General features: G+C 31.1%; 21 protein-coding genes. 6 read left to right on the top strand and 15 right to left on the bottom strand.

The window, feature by feature from the left end:
• Positions 1 to 208: 208 nt before the first annotated feature.
• The 9 genes from AC5M21_RS03995 to AC5M21_RS03955 form a co-directional block, all read right to left on the bottom strand.
• A complete protein-coding gene (locus tag AC5M21_RS03995) occupies positions 209 to 520 on the bottom strand; it encodes a (Fe-S)-binding protein (RefSeq protein WP_008790488.1) in 312 nt (103 codons plus the stop codon).
• Complete coding sequence (locus AC5M21_RS03990) at positions 510 to 695, bottom strand: hypothetical protein (protein WP_008790489.1); 186 nt, start codon at positions 693 to 695, stop codon at positions 510 to 512. Before AC5M21_RS03990 ends, AC5M21_RS03995 begins: the two co-directional genes overlap by 11 nt.
• Complete coding sequence (locus AC5M21_RS03985) at positions 695 to 1,267, bottom strand: electron transport complex protein RnfA (protein ID WP_008790490.1); 573 nt, start codon at positions 1,265 to 1,267, stop codon at positions 695 to 697. The genes AC5M21_RS03990 and AC5M21_RS03985 overlap by 1 nt, the downstream gene beginning before the upstream one ends.
• Position 1,268: 1 nt before the next feature.
• On the bottom strand, positions 1,269 to 1,919 hold the full coding sequence (rsxE, locus tag AC5M21_RS03980) for an electron transport complex subunit RsxE (RefSeq protein ID WP_008790491.1): 651 nt from the start codon (positions 1,917 to 1,919) through the stop codon (positions 1,269 to 1,271).
• A 13-nt stretch (positions 1,920 to 1,932) separates the two neighbouring features.
• Entirely contained in the window at positions 1,933 to 2,448 is a 516-nt protein-coding gene (locus AC5M21_RS03975) for an RnfABCDGE type electron transport complex subunit G (protein WP_008790492.1), read from the bottom strand.
• Between the two features lie 12 nt (positions 2,449 to 2,460).
• The gene (locus AC5M21_RS03970) at positions 2,461 to 4,311 is read right to left on the bottom strand and encodes an RnfABCDGE type electron transport complex subunit D (RefSeq protein WP_008790493.1); all 1,851 of its coding nucleotides are present in this window, start codon (positions 4,309 to 4,311) and stop codon (positions 2,461 to 2,463) included.
• Positions 4,312 to 4,325: 14 nt separating this feature from the next.
• The gene (locus tag AC5M21_RS03965) at positions 4,326 to 5,630 is read right to left on the bottom strand and encodes an RnfC family protein (protein WP_008790494.1); all 1,305 of its coding nucleotides are present in this window, start codon (positions 5,628 to 5,630) and stop codon (positions 4,326 to 4,328) included.
• A 212-nt stretch (positions 5,631 to 5,842) separates the two neighbouring features.
• Positions 5,843 to 6,094, bottom strand: coding sequence for a heavy metal-binding domain-containing protein (locus AC5M21_RS03960; RefSeq protein WP_008790495.1), 252 nt, complete (start codon positions 6,092 to 6,094; stop codon positions 5,843 to 5,845).
• Positions 6,091 to 6,360, bottom strand: a complete 270-nt coding sequence (locus tag AC5M21_RS03955; RefSeq protein ID WP_008790496.1) for a YbjQ family protein — start codon at positions 6,358 to 6,360, stop codon at positions 6,091 to 6,093. Before AC5M21_RS03955 ends, AC5M21_RS03960 begins: the two co-directional genes overlap by 4 nt.
• A gap of 150 nt (positions 6,361 to 6,510) precedes the next feature.
• On the opposite strand from AC5M21_RS03955, the gene AC5M21_RS03950 reads away from it, so the two are divergent.
• The 4 genes from AC5M21_RS03950 to AC5M21_RS03935 are packed head-to-tail and all read left to right on the top strand — an operon-like array spanning position 6,511 to position 9,748.
• Entirely contained in the window at positions 6,511 to 7,830 is a 1,320-nt protein-coding gene (locus AC5M21_RS03950; RefSeq protein WP_302280730.1) for an FAD-dependent oxidoreductase, read from the top strand.
• Positions 7,831 to 7,844: 14 nt separating this feature from the next.
• Positions 7,845 to 8,156 carry a thioredoxin family protein gene (locus AC5M21_RS03945; protein ID WP_054325292.1) on the top strand — a complete coding sequence of 104 codons (312 nt, stop codon included), beginning with the start codon at positions 7,845 to 7,847 and terminating at the stop codon, positions 8,154 to 8,156.
• Between the two features lie 3 nt (positions 8,157 to 8,159).
• Complete coding sequence (locus tag AC5M21_RS03940) at positions 8,160 to 9,308, top strand: cytochrome c biogenesis protein/redoxin (protein ID WP_008790499.1); 1,149 nt, start codon at positions 8,160 to 8,162, stop codon at positions 9,306 to 9,308.
• 11 nt (positions 9,309 to 9,319) lie between these two features.
• The gene (locus tag AC5M21_RS03935; protein WP_017143819.1) at positions 9,320 to 9,748 is read left to right on the top strand and encodes a winged helix-turn-helix transcriptional regulator; all 429 of its coding nucleotides are present in this window, start codon (positions 9,320 to 9,322) and stop codon (positions 9,746 to 9,748) included.
• Between the two features lie 550 nt (positions 9,749 to 10,298).
• On the opposite strand, the gene rlmD is transcribed toward AC5M21_RS03935, so the two are convergent.
• From rlmD to AC5M21_RS03920, 3 genes are read right to left on the bottom strand one after another with little or no spacing between them, the layout of a single operon-like run.
• On the bottom strand, positions 10,299 to 11,603 hold the full coding sequence (gene rlmD, locus AC5M21_RS03930) for a 23S rRNA (uracil(1939)-C(5))-methyltransferase RlmD (RefSeq protein WP_008790501.1): 1,305 nt from the start codon (positions 11,601 to 11,603) through the stop codon (positions 10,299 to 10,301).
• Positions 11,578 to 12,381, bottom strand: coding sequence for a YihY/virulence factor BrkB family protein (locus AC5M21_RS03925; RefSeq protein WP_008790502.1), 804 nt, complete (start codon positions 12,379 to 12,381; stop codon positions 11,578 to 11,580). Before AC5M21_RS03925 ends, rlmD begins: the two co-directional genes overlap by 26 nt.
• Positions 12,382 to 12,417: 36 nt before the next feature.
• Positions 12,418 to 13,716, bottom strand: coding sequence for an HlyC/CorC family transporter (locus AC5M21_RS03920; RefSeq protein WP_008790503.1), 1,299 nt, complete (start codon positions 13,714 to 13,716; stop codon positions 12,418 to 12,420).
• Between the two features lie 144 nt (positions 13,717 to 13,860).
• Between AC5M21_RS03920 and AC5M21_RS03915 the strand changes: the two genes are divergently transcribed.
• Positions 13,861 to 14,526: a gamma-glutamyl-gamma-aminobutyrate hydrolase family protein gene (locus tag AC5M21_RS03915; RefSeq protein WP_008790504.1), complete on the top strand. Its 666-nt coding sequence runs from the start codon at positions 13,861 to 13,863 to the stop codon at positions 14,524 to 14,526.
• A gap of 318 nt (positions 14,527 to 14,844) precedes the next feature.
• On the opposite strand, the gene AC5M21_RS03910 is transcribed toward AC5M21_RS03915, so the two are convergent.
• Both AC5M21_RS03910 and AC5M21_RS03905 read right to left on the bottom strand, forming a co-directional pair.
• Complete coding sequence (locus AC5M21_RS03910) at positions 14,845 to 14,997, bottom strand: hypothetical protein (protein WP_008790505.1); 153 nt, start codon at positions 14,995 to 14,997, stop codon at positions 14,845 to 14,847.
• Positions 14,998 to 15,246: 249 nt separating this feature from the next.
• The gene (locus AC5M21_RS03905; RefSeq protein ID WP_008790506.1) at positions 15,247 to 16,140 is read right to left on the bottom strand and encodes an ROK family protein; all 894 of its coding nucleotides are present in this window, start codon (positions 16,138 to 16,140) and stop codon (positions 15,247 to 15,249) included.
• 169 nt (positions 16,141 to 16,309) lie between these two features.
• Between AC5M21_RS03905 and AC5M21_RS03900 the strand changes: the two genes are divergently transcribed.
• Complete coding sequence (locus tag AC5M21_RS03900) at positions 16,310 to 16,738, top strand: hypothetical protein (RefSeq protein WP_008790507.1); 429 nt, start codon at positions 16,310 to 16,312, stop codon at positions 16,736 to 16,738.
• 75 nt (positions 16,739 to 16,813) lie between these two features.
• Here AC5M21_RS03900 and alr read toward each other — a convergent pair whose 3' ends face one another.
• Positions 16,814 to 17,914: an alanine racemase gene (alr, locus tag AC5M21_RS03895; RefSeq protein WP_017143821.1), complete on the bottom strand. Its 1,101-nt coding sequence runs from the start codon at positions 17,912 to 17,914 to the stop codon at positions 16,814 to 16,816.
• Positions 17,915 to 17,928 lie beyond the last annotated feature (14 nt).

The raw sequence follows: 17,928 nt of genomic DNA, 5'->3' as shown, positions 1-17,928 counted from the left end.
ATCCTCTTTTCTCAAATATCAACAGTATAACACATACTTTCAAATTATCAAAGAAGATGTCAAATTTATCACTATACTCCCCTATTTTTATAACTTTTATATTCATATTTTAATGATTTGTGATAAAGTCATAAACCTGCATAATTTCAATTATAAAAGACAAGTTCGAATAATGAATATTCATAAACTTGTCTCTTATCTATTTCTATTAAATTGTTACACTAACAGCTTTTCCATCAGGACCAGGAGTTTCATTCAGATAGGTTGCAACTTTCTCTCTGGTTTCTTGATTACTCACAACACAAGCAGAAACTTTAGTTGCTTCACCTTCAACAAGAGCATTTGCAAATCCAGAGCATCCTGGATATCCACATCCTCCGCAGTTAGCACCTGGAAGCATTTCAATAACATCAGCTATACGATGATCTTCTTCAACAACTAGATATTTATTTGCAATACCAAGAATACATCCTAAAACTGCTCCAATAGCCACCAATGATAAAACAGCACTAATATTCATCCTTGACCTCCTCCTTATGATGAGCAGTGTTGTGAGAACAAGCAATATTATTGCACCCACCACACTCGCTCAATTCTTCACACCCCTCAGGTTTAGGAGTGTTTTTGTTTAATAAATATGTTCCAATAAAGACAACAATTAAAATTGCCATCCAAACAAAAGCCCAAATATTCATTAAACAAGACCTGCGATTCCGGCAAGAGCACATGCCATAATACCAGCAGTAATTAATGCAATTGGAGTTCCTTTAAAACTTGCAGGAACATTTGCAATATCAAGTCTTTCTCTAATTGTTGCAAATACATAAATAACAATTGTAAAACCAATAGGAACTGCCAAACCAGCAACAGCTGCTTCAATAAAACTATAGTTAGCACTGATATTATCTAATGCAACACCAAGAACTGCACAGTTTGTTGTAATTAATGGTAAATAAACACCCATAGACTTATAAATCTCTGGACTTGTTTTCTTCAAAAACATTTCAACAAATTGAACAAGAGAAGCAATAACCAAAATAAATGTAATTAAATCTAAATAAGTAATTTCTAATGGTTTTAAAACCCCATGATAAATTGCATATGTGACAATCGATGCAACAAAAATAACAAATGTTACCGCATATCCCATATTTAATGCATTCTTTGGTTTCTTAGAAACTCCAAGTAATGGACAAACAGCATAGAATTTACTTAATACAACATTGTTAACAAATGTTAACCCAATAAACAAACTCACTAATCCCATACTATTTCACCTCCGCTTTCTTTGCTTTGTTTTCTTTTCTCACTCTTAAGAATTGAATAAAAGCAAGGATACAACCTAAAGTAATAAATGCTCCAGCAGGTTGTGTAAATAATGAAATGGAATAATCTTTAAAGAACTCAAATTGGAAAATCACTTGGCTTGCATCAAAGGGATTATATAAAGATAAACCACCAGAACCAATTAATTCTCTAAAGAACGAAATCACAACAACAGCAAATGTATATCCTAATCCCATTCCAATAGCATCTAATAAAGAATCAATAACACCATTCTTAGAAGCAAAACTTTCAGCTCTTCCAAGAATAATACAGTTAACAACAATTAATGGAATGAATACACCTAAAGACTCATATAAAGCTGGAGTATAGGCATTCATTAACATTTGTACACATTTTACTAATGTTGCAATAATAACAATAAATACAGGAATCCTAATTTCATTTGGAATTATCTTTCTAAGCAATGAAATAATGACATTACTCATAATCAAAACACAAATAACAGCCATTCCCATACCAATAGCATTTGTTAAAGTTGTAGTAATTGCTAGAGCTGAACATAGACCTAACAATAATACAAAGATTGGATTTTCAATAAATAATCCTTTTTTGAATATATCAAATTTTTTCATCTATGTTCCCTCCCTATTTAAAATTGTCTTCATAATGAGCAGTTGCTTCTTCAATACCTGTAATAACAGCACTTGAAGAAACAGTAGCACCAGAAATTGTATCAATAGAATCACCAATATTCTTTCCTACAATTCCATTTTTAAAGTCTGGTTCTGCAACTTTAGATCCAAAACCACTTGTTTCACCACTCGCATCAATAACTTCATAACCTTTATAAGTTCCATCATTATCTAAGGCAATAAGATAAACGATAGGTGTACTAGCACCACCATACCCTGTCACACTACATTTATATACATAACCATTTCCCTCTGCTTCATAAACACCTTGAATAGAAGGATACTTTGATGTATCAGTTTCTAACGCTTTAAATTCTGCAGAAGAATAAATTTTAACTAAATTTTCTTTTTCGCTTGCAATTTTAGCTTCTTGAATAATAGGATCAGTCATTTCGTAAACAACTGATAATGCTGCTCCTGAAAGTCCAGCAACGACTGCAAGGAAAAGAGCTAATTTTAATATTTTCATATATGATCCTCCTTATTTTGTTGCTGCAATTGCTTTTTTAATTGCAGAAACAATTCCTTTCGTTGTCATTGTTGCACCAGTTTTTGTATCAACACCATCGATATCAGCAAATCCAAATTCTTTTGCAAGATACTTATCATAGAATGCTTTTCCTTCTGGAGTTGCTACAGCTGTACCATGAATTAATTCAGCTCCATAGTATTCTGTTTCACCAGATGCATCTAAAAATTCAATTTTTGTTACCATTTGTTTTGCTTTATCAACAGTAATTTTTATTTTCATAGGTTCTGACTCTGTATATCCTACTTCACTCATTGTATAAACATAAGTATCACCTTTGACTTCACGTTCCATTTGTGACATAACAATAGCACCTTTAATCGCATTCACAATACCTTTTGTTGTCATTGTTGCACCAGTCTTTGTATCAACGCCATCAATATCACTTGTCTTAAACTCACCAGTTAAGAACTTATCATAGAATGCTTTTCCTTCAGGAGTTGCCACTGCAGTTCCATGAATAATTTCAGCTCCATAATATTCTGTTTCACCTGCTGATTCTAAAACCTTTACTGATTTAACAGTATCACCAGAAACTTTCACTTCAATTTTCATTGGTTGATCAGAAGAATATCCTGTTGTTTCCATAATATATCCGCCATCAACTTCTTCCAATACTTTCCAATTATAAGAATTAGCTTCTTCTTCAGCCTTTTTCTTTTCAGCTTCTTCTTTTTTCTTAGCTGCTAATTCTTCTTTTGCTTTTTTAGCTGCAATATCACTTTGAATACTATATCCTGCTCCAAAGACACAACCTATAGACACTGCCAAACAAACGCCAATTGTTGCCCATTGCTTAACAATTCTTGTATTTGTTCTTCCTAAAATAAATGAATCAATTAATGGTGTTAACATATTCATCATTAAAATAGAGAATAAAACACCTTCAGGATAATTTGCTTTTAAACGAATAATCATTGTTAAGAACCCGAGTCCAATTCCATAAATAATCTTACCAAGAGGACTCGTTGGAGAAGTGACTGGATCTGTTGCCATGAAAATAGCTCCAAACACGACTCCTCCAATACATAAATGCATAACAGGATAAGTGAATAAATCCAAACCATTCATGATTGCATAGACACCACTTAAAATAAGTACTGTTCCTAAATAGGCAACAGGAATTCTAGCATCAAAGACTCTTCTCAATGCCAAAACAACTCCGACAAGTAAGATTAACCAGATACATGTTTCTCCCAAAGTTCCACCATGTGTACCAGTCAATAAGTCCATCAATGTGTAGCTAAAGTCAGCACCACCCATCCAGTTTGTTCCAGCAAGCATTGTTGCAGGAGTCGCAGTTGATGTGATATCAACAATTCCTTGAGCTCCCGCCATCCCATTCACATATGGCAATAACTTATCACCAAATGATAAATGAACAAGGACACGACCTACCAATGCAGGATTAAAAATGTTATTTCCAAATCCTCCAAATACTAATTTTCCTAAGAAAATAGAAACGAAAGATCCAATTGCAACAACATATAAAGGTGTTCCTATTGGCAATGTTAAAGCAAAAATAACAGATGTAATAATAGGAAAACCATTTTTAATTTGTTCTAATACATTTGTTTTATGGATTAAGCCCCATACAGCTTCAGTTGCAACTCCCACAACAATTGAAACCACATAAATTAATGCAGCAGCAATTAATGGTTCATTAGTTGGGTAGTTATAGTAATAAAAATATAATGAGTAAGCAACAATCACCATAAGACCAATTGCCAAATCTCTCATAATTCTATGTGTAGAGAGCTTTTGTTTATAGTTTGGTGATGTTCTTTGTAAAGTAATCTTCATGATCAAACTCCTCTCTACGCTTTTCTTTTTTGTGCTAATTGATAACGACGTTTCGCTTTTGCAACCATATCTGTCACTTCAATCTTACTTGGACAGATGTAAGTACACATACCACATTCAACACAACGTTCAACATCTAATTTTCCAATCAATTCTACATTTCCAGCCTTTTCACCTTGCATAATACGTACAGGTTGTAAATGAGCTGGACAATGTAAAGTACATTCACCACATTTTAAACATGGTAAAGGCTGGATGTTTTCTTTTTTCATAACAGTGATGGCATTATTATGAGAATAAATAACGAATGTATCATTCATTACCGATTTTCCCATCATTGGTCCACCACCAACTAAGAATCCATCACAGTCATCATCAATATAACCACCAAGTTTTTCAACAATATAATTCACCGGTGTTCCAATCGCAACCTCTACGTTTTGTGGATTTTTAAGTCCATTCCCAGAGAATGTCACAACTCTATGTGTAATTGGCTCACCATTTCTAATTCCTTTAGATAAAGCAATTGCAGTTGATGAGTTATTGACTATAACACCAATTTCAGCAGGTAATTTATCAAACTCTTTCTTAAAGACTGTTTCAACCAAAACTCTTTCCCATCCCATTGGATAACGATCAGGAACTTCTCTTGGTTCAATATTGCTATAATTCTTTGCTTCTTCAACTAGTAATTCCATTAAGTCCGGTTTATGTTCTTTAATAGCAATAATTGCATTCTTCGCACCAGCAGCTTTCATTAAATATTGTGTTCCATCAAACAAAGCTTTAATATCTCTTTTCATTGCAAGATGATCACTTGTTAAAAATGGTTCACATTCAACACCATTAATTAAGATTGTTTCAATATTTTGAGGATGAGAATATTTGATATAAGTTGGGAATCCAGACCCACCTAACCCAATAATTCCTAATTCCTTAATTGCATTGAAGACTTCTTCCTGACTCATAGAATCAGGATTTTTAACTTCATACGCTTTCACTCTCTCATTTTTATGGTCATTTTCAATGACAATATGCTGTTGTAATCTTTTTGAAGCATGCATACGCTTTTCAATTCCCTTAACTGTTCCAGAAACTGATGAATAAATAGGAACATACATACTCTTGCGTGTTGCAATTTTTGTTCCTATACATACATGGTCTCCCTCTTTGACATGAACATCAAAGTCAGTTGCCATTCCTAAAACAAGGGGAATATAAACAACGTCAGGTGCTTCAATTGACAAAATAGGCTTATCTTTTGTTAAAGCCTTTTGTCCATTTAATTTTACTTTTCCTTTTCCAGATAAAATCGACATTGTATCCCTCCATATCTTAATACGTCATCATTATAACATTAACTCGCGATTTTGGGAACCTTTTCACGAGCCAATTTCTTATTTAGAAAACCAAAATAGGACTTTTTTTTGGCAATAATTATTTATTAAACAAAAAAAGGAAAAAGAATAAACAATATTTTCCAATCAATTATTCCTTTTCAATAATTTACATCGTTCTACAAATCTCATTTTTATTCGACATTTGCTATCACAACAGCCTGTCCAGATAACATAACACGAGAATTCTCTGTTATTGTCATATGCACACCTAAAATGGCATTGGCACCACGTTTCTCAGCTTTTTTAGTCAGTTCTTTCATCGCTTCTTTGATACTATCATCAACGATTCGACTCAACATCAATTGATCATCATATGCGTAAATATAACCCAAATCTTCAATGACTGTTTGATCTAAATAATAAGGTAGTGCTGAAATAATCATTTGCTTTCCCCCTCATCTTCTAAAATAACTGCTGTTCCCATTAACATCGGTTTCATTGTATCCCTTATATCAAAACAAATCCCTAAAACAGCATTCACACCTCTATCTTTTGCTTTATCTGCCAAACAATCTAAAGCATGATTCAAATACTTATCCATGTTCATAGCTATTCTGTTGAATCTAATTGCATCATCATAAGCAAAAACAATTCCTAGATCTTTGACAACTTTCTTACCAGGGTATGTTGATAATGTTGAAACAATCATATTTATCCCTCCTCGATTTGATTATATCACACAATAAAGCAAGGAAAAAACCAAACAGCGAAAAATCTTTCCCTTTATTTAATCATATTACTTGATTTTATAAAGTTACTATGTTAGAGTAGATTTGTAGACAAAGGAGGTCTTGATAAAATGAAACATTATGATGCTATTATTATTGGATTTGGTAAAGGTGGAAAAACGTTAGCTGGTGAGCTTGCAAAGCGTGGAAAAAAAGTGGCATTAATTGAAAAATCAAATCAAATGTATGGTGGAACATGCATTAACGAAGGATGTATTCCTTCTAAATCTTTAATTGTTCAAGCAGATACAAAAGAATATTTAGCAGCTGTTGAACAAAAAGAAAACTTAATTACAAAACTACGCCAAAAGAATTATGATAAATTGGCACAATTAGATAATGTTGATATTATTGATGGAACAGCAAGATTTGTAGACAATTATACAGTTGAAATTGATGGTCAAAAAACAATCTTTGCTGATTACATTTTTATTAATACTGGTTCAAAATCTGTGATTCCATCAATTCAAGGAATTCAAGAAGCCAAACATATATATACAAGTGCTACAATCATGAAAAAAACAACACTCCCAAAGAACTTAGCAATTATTGGTGGTGGATATATTGGTTTAGAACTTGCTAGTATGTATGCTCGTTATGGAAGTCAGGTCACAGTCTTTGAATTGAATGAACGCTTAGTTGGGCGTGAAGATGAAGATGTTGCTTTAGAAATCCAACATATCTTAGAAAATCAAGGTGTGCAATTTAAATTTAAGAGTCGTGTTCAAGAAGTCAGCAATCAAAATGAAAAAGCTGTCATTCACTACAGTCAAGATGAAACGCGATATATTGATCGTTTTGACGCCATTTTATTAGCAACTGGACGATCAGCAAATACTGCTGATTTAGGTTTAGAAAATACTGGTGTTCAAATGAATGAAAGAGGACAGATTATTGTTAATGAATATTTACAAACTGATGTTCCTCATATTTATGCAATGGGTGATGTTAAAGGTGGATTACAATTCACTTATATTTCATTAGATGATTATCGTATTGTTAAAGATCATCTTTTTGGAAATAAGACAAGAACCATTCATAATCGTGGTCATATTCCTTATTCAGTATTTATTTCACCAACATTCTCTCGCATAGGATTAAGTGAACAAGAAGCCACTCAGCAGGGATATGATGTCAAAATTGCAAAGCTCCCTACTGCTGCTATTCCTCGAGCCAATGTTGATGGCAAACCAGAAGGAATTTTAAAAGCGATTATAGATAAAAAAACTGATGCAATACTAGGTTGTGTCTTGTTATGTGAACGCAGTGAAGAAATGATTAACTTTGTTCAATTAGCAATGAATCAAAATATGAAATATCAAGATATTGCTAATCATATCTTTACTCATCCATCAATGAGTGAAGCTTTAAATGATCTGTTTAATATATAGGAGGAAAATTATATATGTCAAAAGTATTACATCGAAATGAAAATGAATTTTTAGATTTTTATCAAAATGCTGAATTACTCTTTATAGATTTCTTTGCTGAATGGTGTGGCCCATGTAAAATGTTAGCACCTAGTATAGATAAGTTGGCTGATGAACATCCTGAAGCAACAGTTGTGAAAATTGATGTTGATGCCACTCCTTTATTAGCAGCAAAATTCAATGTACAATCTATACCTAGTTTATTTGTTGTGAAAAAAGGTAAAATAACAAACAAGCAGTTAGGTTTTGTTCCCTATCCTGCTTTAGAGAATATGTTAAAGGGATAATTTATGAATTTTATCCTCGTCTTCTTTGAAGGGCTCTTCTCGTTTTTCTCCCCTTGCGTTTTGCCACTTATTCCTTTATATGTAGGATATCTTTCTGGTCAAAGCCATGATGAAGAAAAGCCTAGTCGTAAAAAATTATTTTTACTCACAACATGCTTTATTATTGGTATCTTTATAGCCATATTCTTATTAAATATATCAGTCCAAGTGATTAGTTCTTTTTTTAAAGAACATATGACCCTTATGACACGAATTGGTGGGATCTTGATTATTATATTAGGACTCTATCAGTTTGGTGTTATACGTTCACAAAAACTCAGTCAGACAAAACGTTTTTCTATGAAAAAATATATGCCATCACAATTTATATTTGCATTTGTTCTTGGCTTTACATTCGGTTTTGCTTGGACACCTTGTATTGGTCCAGCACTTGCATCAATTCTTATTCTAGGAACAAGTTCAGGTAGCTTTCTTATCAGTAACATATTGGTTATTATCTATGCTATAGGTTTAACTCTTCCTTTCTTTATTGTTGGGCTTTTTACTGACCAAACACTGGAATGGTTAAACAAACGTAAAAAATGGATGAACATTGCAGTCAAGGCAGGTGCAATTGTTCTCATTGTGATTGGTATCACGATGGTTACTGGTAAAATGAATGATATCTCAAAATATATGAGCAATGCTTCAACTCCCGTTGCGACACAAAAAGAACCTGTTGAACAAAATCAATTTCCTCTCCCTTATGCATTAAAAGATCAAAATCAGCAGGATATTTCTTTTCAGGATTTAAAAGGTAAAGTTGTCTTCCTTAATTTTTGGGCAACTTGGTGTCCACCATGTCAAAGAGAATTGCCTGAAATTCAAAAACTCTATGAAAAATATAAAGACAGCAATGAAGTTGCCATCATTACCATTGTTACTCCTGGCAATGGTGAGAAATCACAAGAAGAAATTATAGAATTTTTAGATGAAAAAGGTTATAATATGCCCGTACTCTTTGATAACGGTGAAGTGACTTCCTATTTCCAAATATCAAGTTTACCAACAACATTTATGATTGAAAAAACGGGCGAACCATATGGTTATGCAGTTGGTCAATTAAATTTGGAAATTATGGAATCGATGATTAATGAAGTTTTAAACAAGTGAGGTGAATAATGATGAAAAAACAATATGATATTGATTGTAATATTGCTCAAACATTAAATTTAATTGGTGACAAATGGACACTATTAATTTTACATGCTGTAAAAGTTGGATTCAAAACATATAAAGAACTACAAGAAAATCTCCCTGGTATTCCAACAAACCTTTTATCTAATCGTCTCAAAACTTTATGTGAAGATGATTTGTTAGATTGTGAGCTTTATTCAAAGCATCCACCTCGCTATCAATATAATCTTACTGATAAAAGCAATGATTTAGACGATATTTATAATGCCTTAATTATTTGGGGTGATCACCATTTACAAAAGAGTTTTAAATGCTTAAATCATAAAGATTGTGATGGAAATGTTCGTATCGTTTATGTCTGTGAAAAATGTGGCAAAGAACTTTCTAAAGATGAATTACTTGTTCATACACATTAAACTATAAATAAAACTGATGTTATCTTATAAAGAGATTTCATCAGTTTTTTTATGATTATATTTCTACCTTATTGAGTTGAGAGTCTTTGCACTTCTATGCTTATATAGACAAAGTTCATTTCCTTACTCATATCAATTCACTTGTATATACACAGTTCCTCTTCCACCTCAAGATAGCATTGTATTGATATTGATTTTCAACAATTCATATTTCTGTATTTATCTAACAAAAAGCGCTACACTATATATCTTTTATGAGCTCTTTTCATTACAGTAGTATTTATTTCTACCACCAAAAGTAACATTCTTGTTAATATATTACTACAGATTGTTTGTATAAGCATATTAAGTTATTCAGCTAATAATCTTTTATATTCACTCTTTATCTATATTCTCGATAAAAGAGTATAGACAATAGAATTTAAGCAAAAATAAAATGGATGCTCCCCATTCAATACAGGACAGCATCCATATACTAATATTTAATTCATAAATTTATATATCCAAGATTCTGGGTACATATTATTCTAATCAATTTCTTTAAATTTCATTATTTTCTTTTTAACTTCACAATTGTATCTAATTTAGATGTATATGGATATGTATCTAAAGGAATAATACTTTCAATTTGGTAATAACTACTCAATTCATCTAAATCCTTTGCTAGTGATGAAGGATGGTCACTTACATAAATAACATCTTTGACCTTTGATAATACTAAACTCTGTTTAATAGCACGACTTAGCTCTTCACATCTTATCACAGCAATATCAAATCTTTTCTTTTTACATTGCTGAACAGTTGCTTCGTCAATATTTTTACAGATAAATTCAACATTATCTTTATGTAAAAATTTCGCATTATCTTTTGCATCCTTAATATGATAATTTTTATCATCAATTGCAACAACATGTTGACTTAATGATAATTCTAATAATCCTATTCCACAGTTCAATGATAGTACACTCGTATTTTCAGGAATAAATGATTTCATTATATCTAATTTTTTCATTTCCATTTCTGGATTGATAGGAAATTCTGATTTTATAGAATATAAATATTGTTGTTCAAAACATTGAAAAGGCAATGTTGATTGACCATATATTTTTTTATAACCTTGTTGCTCAAAATCCTGATGCCTTGATGTATTGATTGTAAAATAAATACTTTTGACTTCTTCGATTTGCCCAATTGCTTTTGTCACTTCTTCACTTATTCCATCTTGTCCTGTAACAAAAAGCACTTGAATTTGTCCTGCAATATTTCTCACTTTCATAAAGCGAAGACCTTTTTTGACTTTATCATTATAATCTCTAACTTTATATTCATTTAAAATATTTTCAATTTTAACTAAACATTGATTAATTAATGGATCCTGCATCGAACAATTATTCATAAATGTTAAATACTTAGATTCTCTTTGATATATACCAACAGCAACTTTACCTTTAAAATAAGTCACTGGCAATGAAACGACCTTTTTATAACCAGTTTGTGTGATTGCTGGTATAACAGCTTTTATAGGAAGACTTTCTACATCAAAATCAGTATATTTCTTTAATGCATCTTTAAGTATTCCTTTCTTATGAGGAAGATGTTGTTTATAGGAAAGAGCAGTTAATGAACAACCTTGACAAAAATGATCTTCTTTACAGAAAGATTCAACTCGATCAGAGGAAACATTCATTGTCTTTAACACTTTTCCTTTTAAAAACTTACGATTATCTTCGATAATCTCTACTTCTACCATTTCACCAGGTAAAGCATTTTGAACAAAACATATCTTTTTATTGATATATCCAATCCCTTCACCATTAATTCCTAATTTCTTAATTTCTACTTGTTCTTTTCTCATCTTCTTTTCTCCTTAAATGTAACAAATTTGTAATATACATTCCAATATAAAATATTTCCGCTGCCCAATCAAACACAAACAAAATCACAACAATGAATGATAATGGTCCATAAACAGATTGAAAATCAGCAAACTGAAAATAAATATTTAATCCATAATATAAAACCAACATCAATGCACTTGCCACCAATGCACCTTGAAAAGCATCACTATGATGTGTGCGAATCCGTGGCACAATCATATAAATACTCATTAAACAAAATACCATCAAAAAATATAAAAAGATATGTCTTATCCCAAATAATGAATATAAAATATTAAATATATAAGCCAGTGGTCCTAAAGCCATGACTGCAATAATTCCAATAAACAATAGTAATAAGAATATTGTCACCTTAAATGTATAGATATAATAACTTATAAGACTCTCATCACGATCTTCCTGATACATATTCTTTGAGATTTCATAGATATTTCCAACACCTCTAGAAACTGTATAAATAGAAATAATCATAGTCACTAAAGCCACTGTATTAACAGAACGTGATTCTAAAACATCAATAATCATTGCTGAATATTCTGGCATCACAATCTGCTGAATAATATTTTCAATTAAGCTCATATCAATATTTAATAATGATGTCCCAACAGCAACCAGTGAAAAAGCAGGAACGATGATTAATAATAAATAAAACGATAAAGCTGCAGCCGCATAAGATGGTACAACAGCACGATAATCATCATAAATCTCTACACACTTATCATAAAAGTGTTTCACAATAATGCCTCCTTATTGATTAAGAAAGGAAAAACACTAGTCATGCTTTTCCTCTAATTCTTCTTCATCATTTTCTTCTTGGTTTAAAAGTTCTAATTGTAATTGAACGATTCTATTTTTATCAATCTGTTTAATTGTTAATAAAACTTGATCTATCTTTAAAACCTGATTTAATTCAGGGCTCCCATTACATTGACCTAAAACAAGACCTCCAATTGATTCAAAGTCTTCAGATGAAAATGTTGTTCCACATGTTTCATTCACTTCATCAATATTAAGACTTCCATCAATAAGATATTGTCCATTTTCTAATTCTATAATTGATGAATCTTCTAATTCATCATATTCATCATCAATTTCTCCAACAATCTCCTCAACAATATCCTCAAGAGTAACAATACCACTCATAACTCCATATTCATCAAGAACAATCGCTAAAGAAACATGTTCTTTACGCATAGCTTCAAAAACATCTGAGACATGATTAAATTCATACACAACAAATGTATCTCGCATAAATTCCTTCACATCAAATTTTGATTTCACAACTTTAGAAAGCATTAAGTCTTTAATATGCAAAACACCAATAATTTCATCATATGAATCTGAATGAACAGGTATTCTTGAAAATTGACTTTCTTTAAATGTTTTCATTAAATCATTATATGAAACATCATCAGCAACACTAGCCACATGAATTCTGGGTGTCATAATTTCTTTAATTTCGGTTTCACCAAATTCAAAAACATTATGAATCATTTCTTTTTCTTCATCTTCCAAGACACCTTCTTCATGAGAAACTGTCACAATTGTTTTTAAATCTTCTTCTGTCATTGTTGGTCCATTGTCTGTATCGCCACCTAATAGATGAATAAACAAACTTGAAATGACATTTAATACCACAACAACAGGTGTACATATCATTGTAATCAATTTAATAAAACGACAAACACCAAAAGCAATAGACTCGGCATTTTTTGTAGCTAAAGATTTTGGAGTAATTTCACCAAAGATTAAAATCATTAAAGTGACAAAACCAGTTGCAATTGCAACTCCAGTTCCTTCATTGCCAAACAAAGAAATCACAAATGATGTTGTTAATGAAGAAGCTCCTATGTTGACTAAATTATTACCCACTAAAATAGAACTTAACAAACGATCTTGATTCTCCAACAAAGAATCAACAATCTTCGCTTTCTTATTATTTTCCTCTGCTAAAGTTCTCACTCTAATTTTATTAACTGACATAAATGCTGTTTCACTCATTGAAAACAATGCCGATAAAGCAATTAATAAAATAAACATAAAAATCATAACTATCTGATTCGGGTCCACTTATAAAAAATCTCCTTATTACTAAATTTATTCAATCTTAATATAAATACGTGAAATTGTCAAATTTTCCTCTTTATTACATATATAATAGTATAATCTATTTTTATGAATTATCAACATTTAAAAATCATTTTAGGAGGAAATATGTATAAAATTGCCATAACTCTACGAAAGAAGGAAGATCACATGACCTTCTTTATGAACGATACTTATTATCAATTTCTTTCACCATATTTTGATATTGAACTTGTAGTTCCTAGAAAGGATCGTCAATATCAAGATGTTGTTAATAGAAATAATGCGCTACTTATTTGTGGAGGGAATGATATTGACCCTCATTATTATCACCAAGAATCACATCATTCAAACACTTTAGAAGATCATTTGATTGAAACTATGGACTTTGATATCTTTCAACAGTTTTATGAAGCAAAGAAACCTATTCTCGGTATCTGTCGTGGTATTCAAGTCATTAATATTTTATTTCAAGGAAGTTTATATCAGGACATTCCTTCACAATATCCAACGCTTATTCAACACAATAAAGATTATCACCATGTTCTTATTCAAAAAGATACATTATTAAGTCGCTATTTTCCATCTCAAATAAAAGTTAACTCTTCACATCATCAAAATATTAAAGATGTCCCTAAGACTTTAAAAATAAGTGCTATTAGTGAAGATGGTTTAATAGAAGGAATTGAAAACAACCAAATTCTAGCCGTTCAATGGCATCCAGAAAGAATGGATGAACAGCACCAAAAACAATTTATACAATATATCTTAGACTTTATACAAAATCATTCCTGAGATGATTTTGTATTTTTTATTATCTTAAACCAAAAATCCATAGTCTTCAATACATTTTTGCCATGACAATATAAAGACCACCCCGGCAAATGAAAGTTTCATTATAATTTAAACTCCATGATTTCACTATTATGGAAGCAGTATTTTTCTGTAACAGCTTGAATGATTATTTCATGTCAAGCCACAAACATCTTTTCATATCTTACATCTATATCTGCTGAACCAATTGATATACTGTTTTAACAATTCTAATCAAGCTTTTATATGACCTAGTCATTATTTTCTTATTAAGTTATCCATAAACTGGTCATTGTATATTTAATCAGATTGCTTTAAAAAATCTTTTATTGTTTCTATAAGTTCTCGATGTTGTTTCCTTCTTTGTACCAGAAATAAAATGGGGAATGTTACACAACAGGCAGCAATAATACCTAAAAACGCCATAATTAATGTTTGATTAATGAGTTCCATATATACACCTCTTTTGAGATTCAATTATAGCATAATTATATCAATTTAAAAATAAAGAATTAAACACTTTTCTATGTTTGATTCTCCATGAATTCACTATCCCAAAAGGCACAACTCATTTTACAATATCTATTAATATATAATTTCCCTAAATCATCTTTGATAACTCAAACACTCGTTACTTTGTACTAAAAATAAATACATGAATTGTAGACCTCTATTGTTAATATTAAAAAAGTAGTCATTCAACTACTTGTAAGTCTCTAAATGCTGATATAGTGTTCCAATAAGATTGGCATCATTTCTAAAATGGCATGGCACAATTTCAGGTTTATAAACATCAAATCCTAAATTATCATAAATAGCATCTAAATTTTTTTGGATGAATTCAATTAATAATGGCTGTGCACTAATTCCTCCACCAATCGCAACTTTCTCACAATCAAATATAATATGAACATTAAAAATTTGCGTAGCGACTTCTAATGAGAACTGATCAATCCCCTTAATGACCTTTTCATTTCCTTGATTTGCTAATTCAAAAATTTCTTTACCACTCATTTTTTTATCAGTTTCTAATTCTTCCTGAACTCTTTTTAACAAACCTTTAATTCCATTACGATCAGACCATGCATAATCCAACCCTATTGGATCTAGGCAATTCGTTTTCATAAATGAAAATTCTCCTGCACTAAAATGACGCCCTGTATGAACTTGATGATTCTTAATCAAACACCCACCAATTCCTGTTCCTAAAATAACAACAGCCCCATCTTGAATATCTTTTAAATTACCAAATCCAATTTCAGCATTAGCAGCACATTTAGCATCATTTCCAATCGTTATATTGATAGGACATCTTGCTTGCAGAACTTTTACAGTTTCCAATTTTTCTATGTAACGTAATGCCCCGCCAGTATAAGAATATCCTTTTTGAGGATCTATAATCCCAGGCATGCTTATAGCTATTCCAGAAATTTGAGAAGCATAACGATCATAAATTTCTCCTATAGTTTCAACAAAATGTTCCAATGAATCCATTGGTGTTGGCACACTTGATTTATCAAGTATTGATAAATCTTCTTGGATTAATGCATATTTAATAGCACTTCCCCCTACATCAAATGTTAAATATGTTTTCATTCCTTAAACCTCACTCTTATTTTCTCTTTTCTTTTATTGTAAACATATTTTTCAAGAAAGTAAACTGAAAACAAAGTATCACTTAAAAATTAGAAAAGAATTCACACAAAGTTATTATTGTCATCTGTATGTAAATTTGTTAAAATATGTACATTAGGAGGCATTTATAATGGAGTTTATTAAGAAGTTTGCAAAAGAAATTAGCGTCTTTGGTTTGGTGCTTGTTGTCTTTTTAGGATTATTTATTTATCGTCAAGCAACATTCAAAGATTATAAAACAATAAAACAATCTCATTTAACAGAAATGATTGAAAGCAAAGAAGACTTTGTTGTTGTCTTAGGGGATTCATCAAATACAACTGTCGCAGGTTATCAAACAATCATGACACAATATACAACAAAGAATCGTTCTACACCTTTCTATTATTTAGATACAAAAGATATAAAAAATATTAATGAGTATGTTGAAAAAACATTGGGAGAAAGTGTTTCTTACCCGGCAACATTTGTTATTAAAAAAGGCGAAGTTATTGCTAAAAAAGAAGGAAGTATGCAATACTATTCTTTATATGATTTCATCAAAGAAAATCTTAAGTAACTCTTGTTTTAAACAAGAGTTTTTCTATATCAAAATAACCAATCAAGATTCTCTCTTGATTGGTTATTTTATTATTTAACCACGATATATTTTCATGACCGTTGGCTGATAGATACGTTCTACACGTTCACTAATCAAACAAACAATTTCATAAGGAATTGTCTTTAATTCTTTAGCCATACGTGATAAAGTCATATGATCGCCAAAGATTTCAACTTCATCATGAACTTTGATATGTTCATCCACTTTAACCATCATCTGATCCATACAAACTCTTCCTACAATGGGATAATACTTACCTTGGATATAAACGTCTCTTCCTTGATTCGCACGGATAAAACCATCAGCATATCCAATTGGTAATGTTGCAATATATTCATCTTCAGGAGCCGTATAAGTTAATCCGTAACCTATTTTCTCTCCTTTTTTTATTTTTTTAATCATAACAACTCGACTATATAAAGACATGACTTGTTTTAAGTGTACACTCTCTTCACCAGCAGGATCCACACCATACATCGCTATTCCAATTCTTGCTAAATTGGATTTTTCTTCATGATGATACATCATAGAAGCAGAGTTTTGACAATGAATATAGCGAAACTGATGGTCTCCAACGATATCATAAAACATATTCAGTTGATTTTCATAAGCATCATTTTGCAGAGGATCATCAGCTGTTGCAAAGTGTGTAAAAACACCATCAATTTGAAAAATATCTTTAGGATAGTTTCTTAATACATCTTCAAATTCAGTTTTTGTTTTTAACCCAATTCTATTCATTCCTGTATCTATTTTTATATGCACCTTGACTGGCTTTTCATGATGATAAAGTTCAACAATCTCTTCCATATATTCCTTAGAGAATAAAGTTAATGTTATATCATAATCAATTACAAAATCAAGGTCTTTTAATGGAATTGCACCTAAAACCAAAATATCTTGTTCAATCCCTAATTTTCGTAAATCAATAGCTTCTTTTAAGGTTGCTACACCAAACATTGAAATGTGTTCATGATCCTTTAAAACATTGGCAACTTCCTGATATCCATGTCCATATGCATTTGCTTTAATAATTGCCATCATTGGCTTTTGAACTCTTTGGTATAATGTGTTGACATTGTCCTGCAAATAATCAAGACGTATCAATGCATGTGTATCACGATAATGTGTCACAGTAACACCCCTTT

The sequence above is a fragment of the Coprobacillus sp. genome (assembly GCF_984815275.1).
Note: the sequence above shows the minus strand (reverse complement) of the source record. Positions and strands in the feature narration are given on the sequence as shown.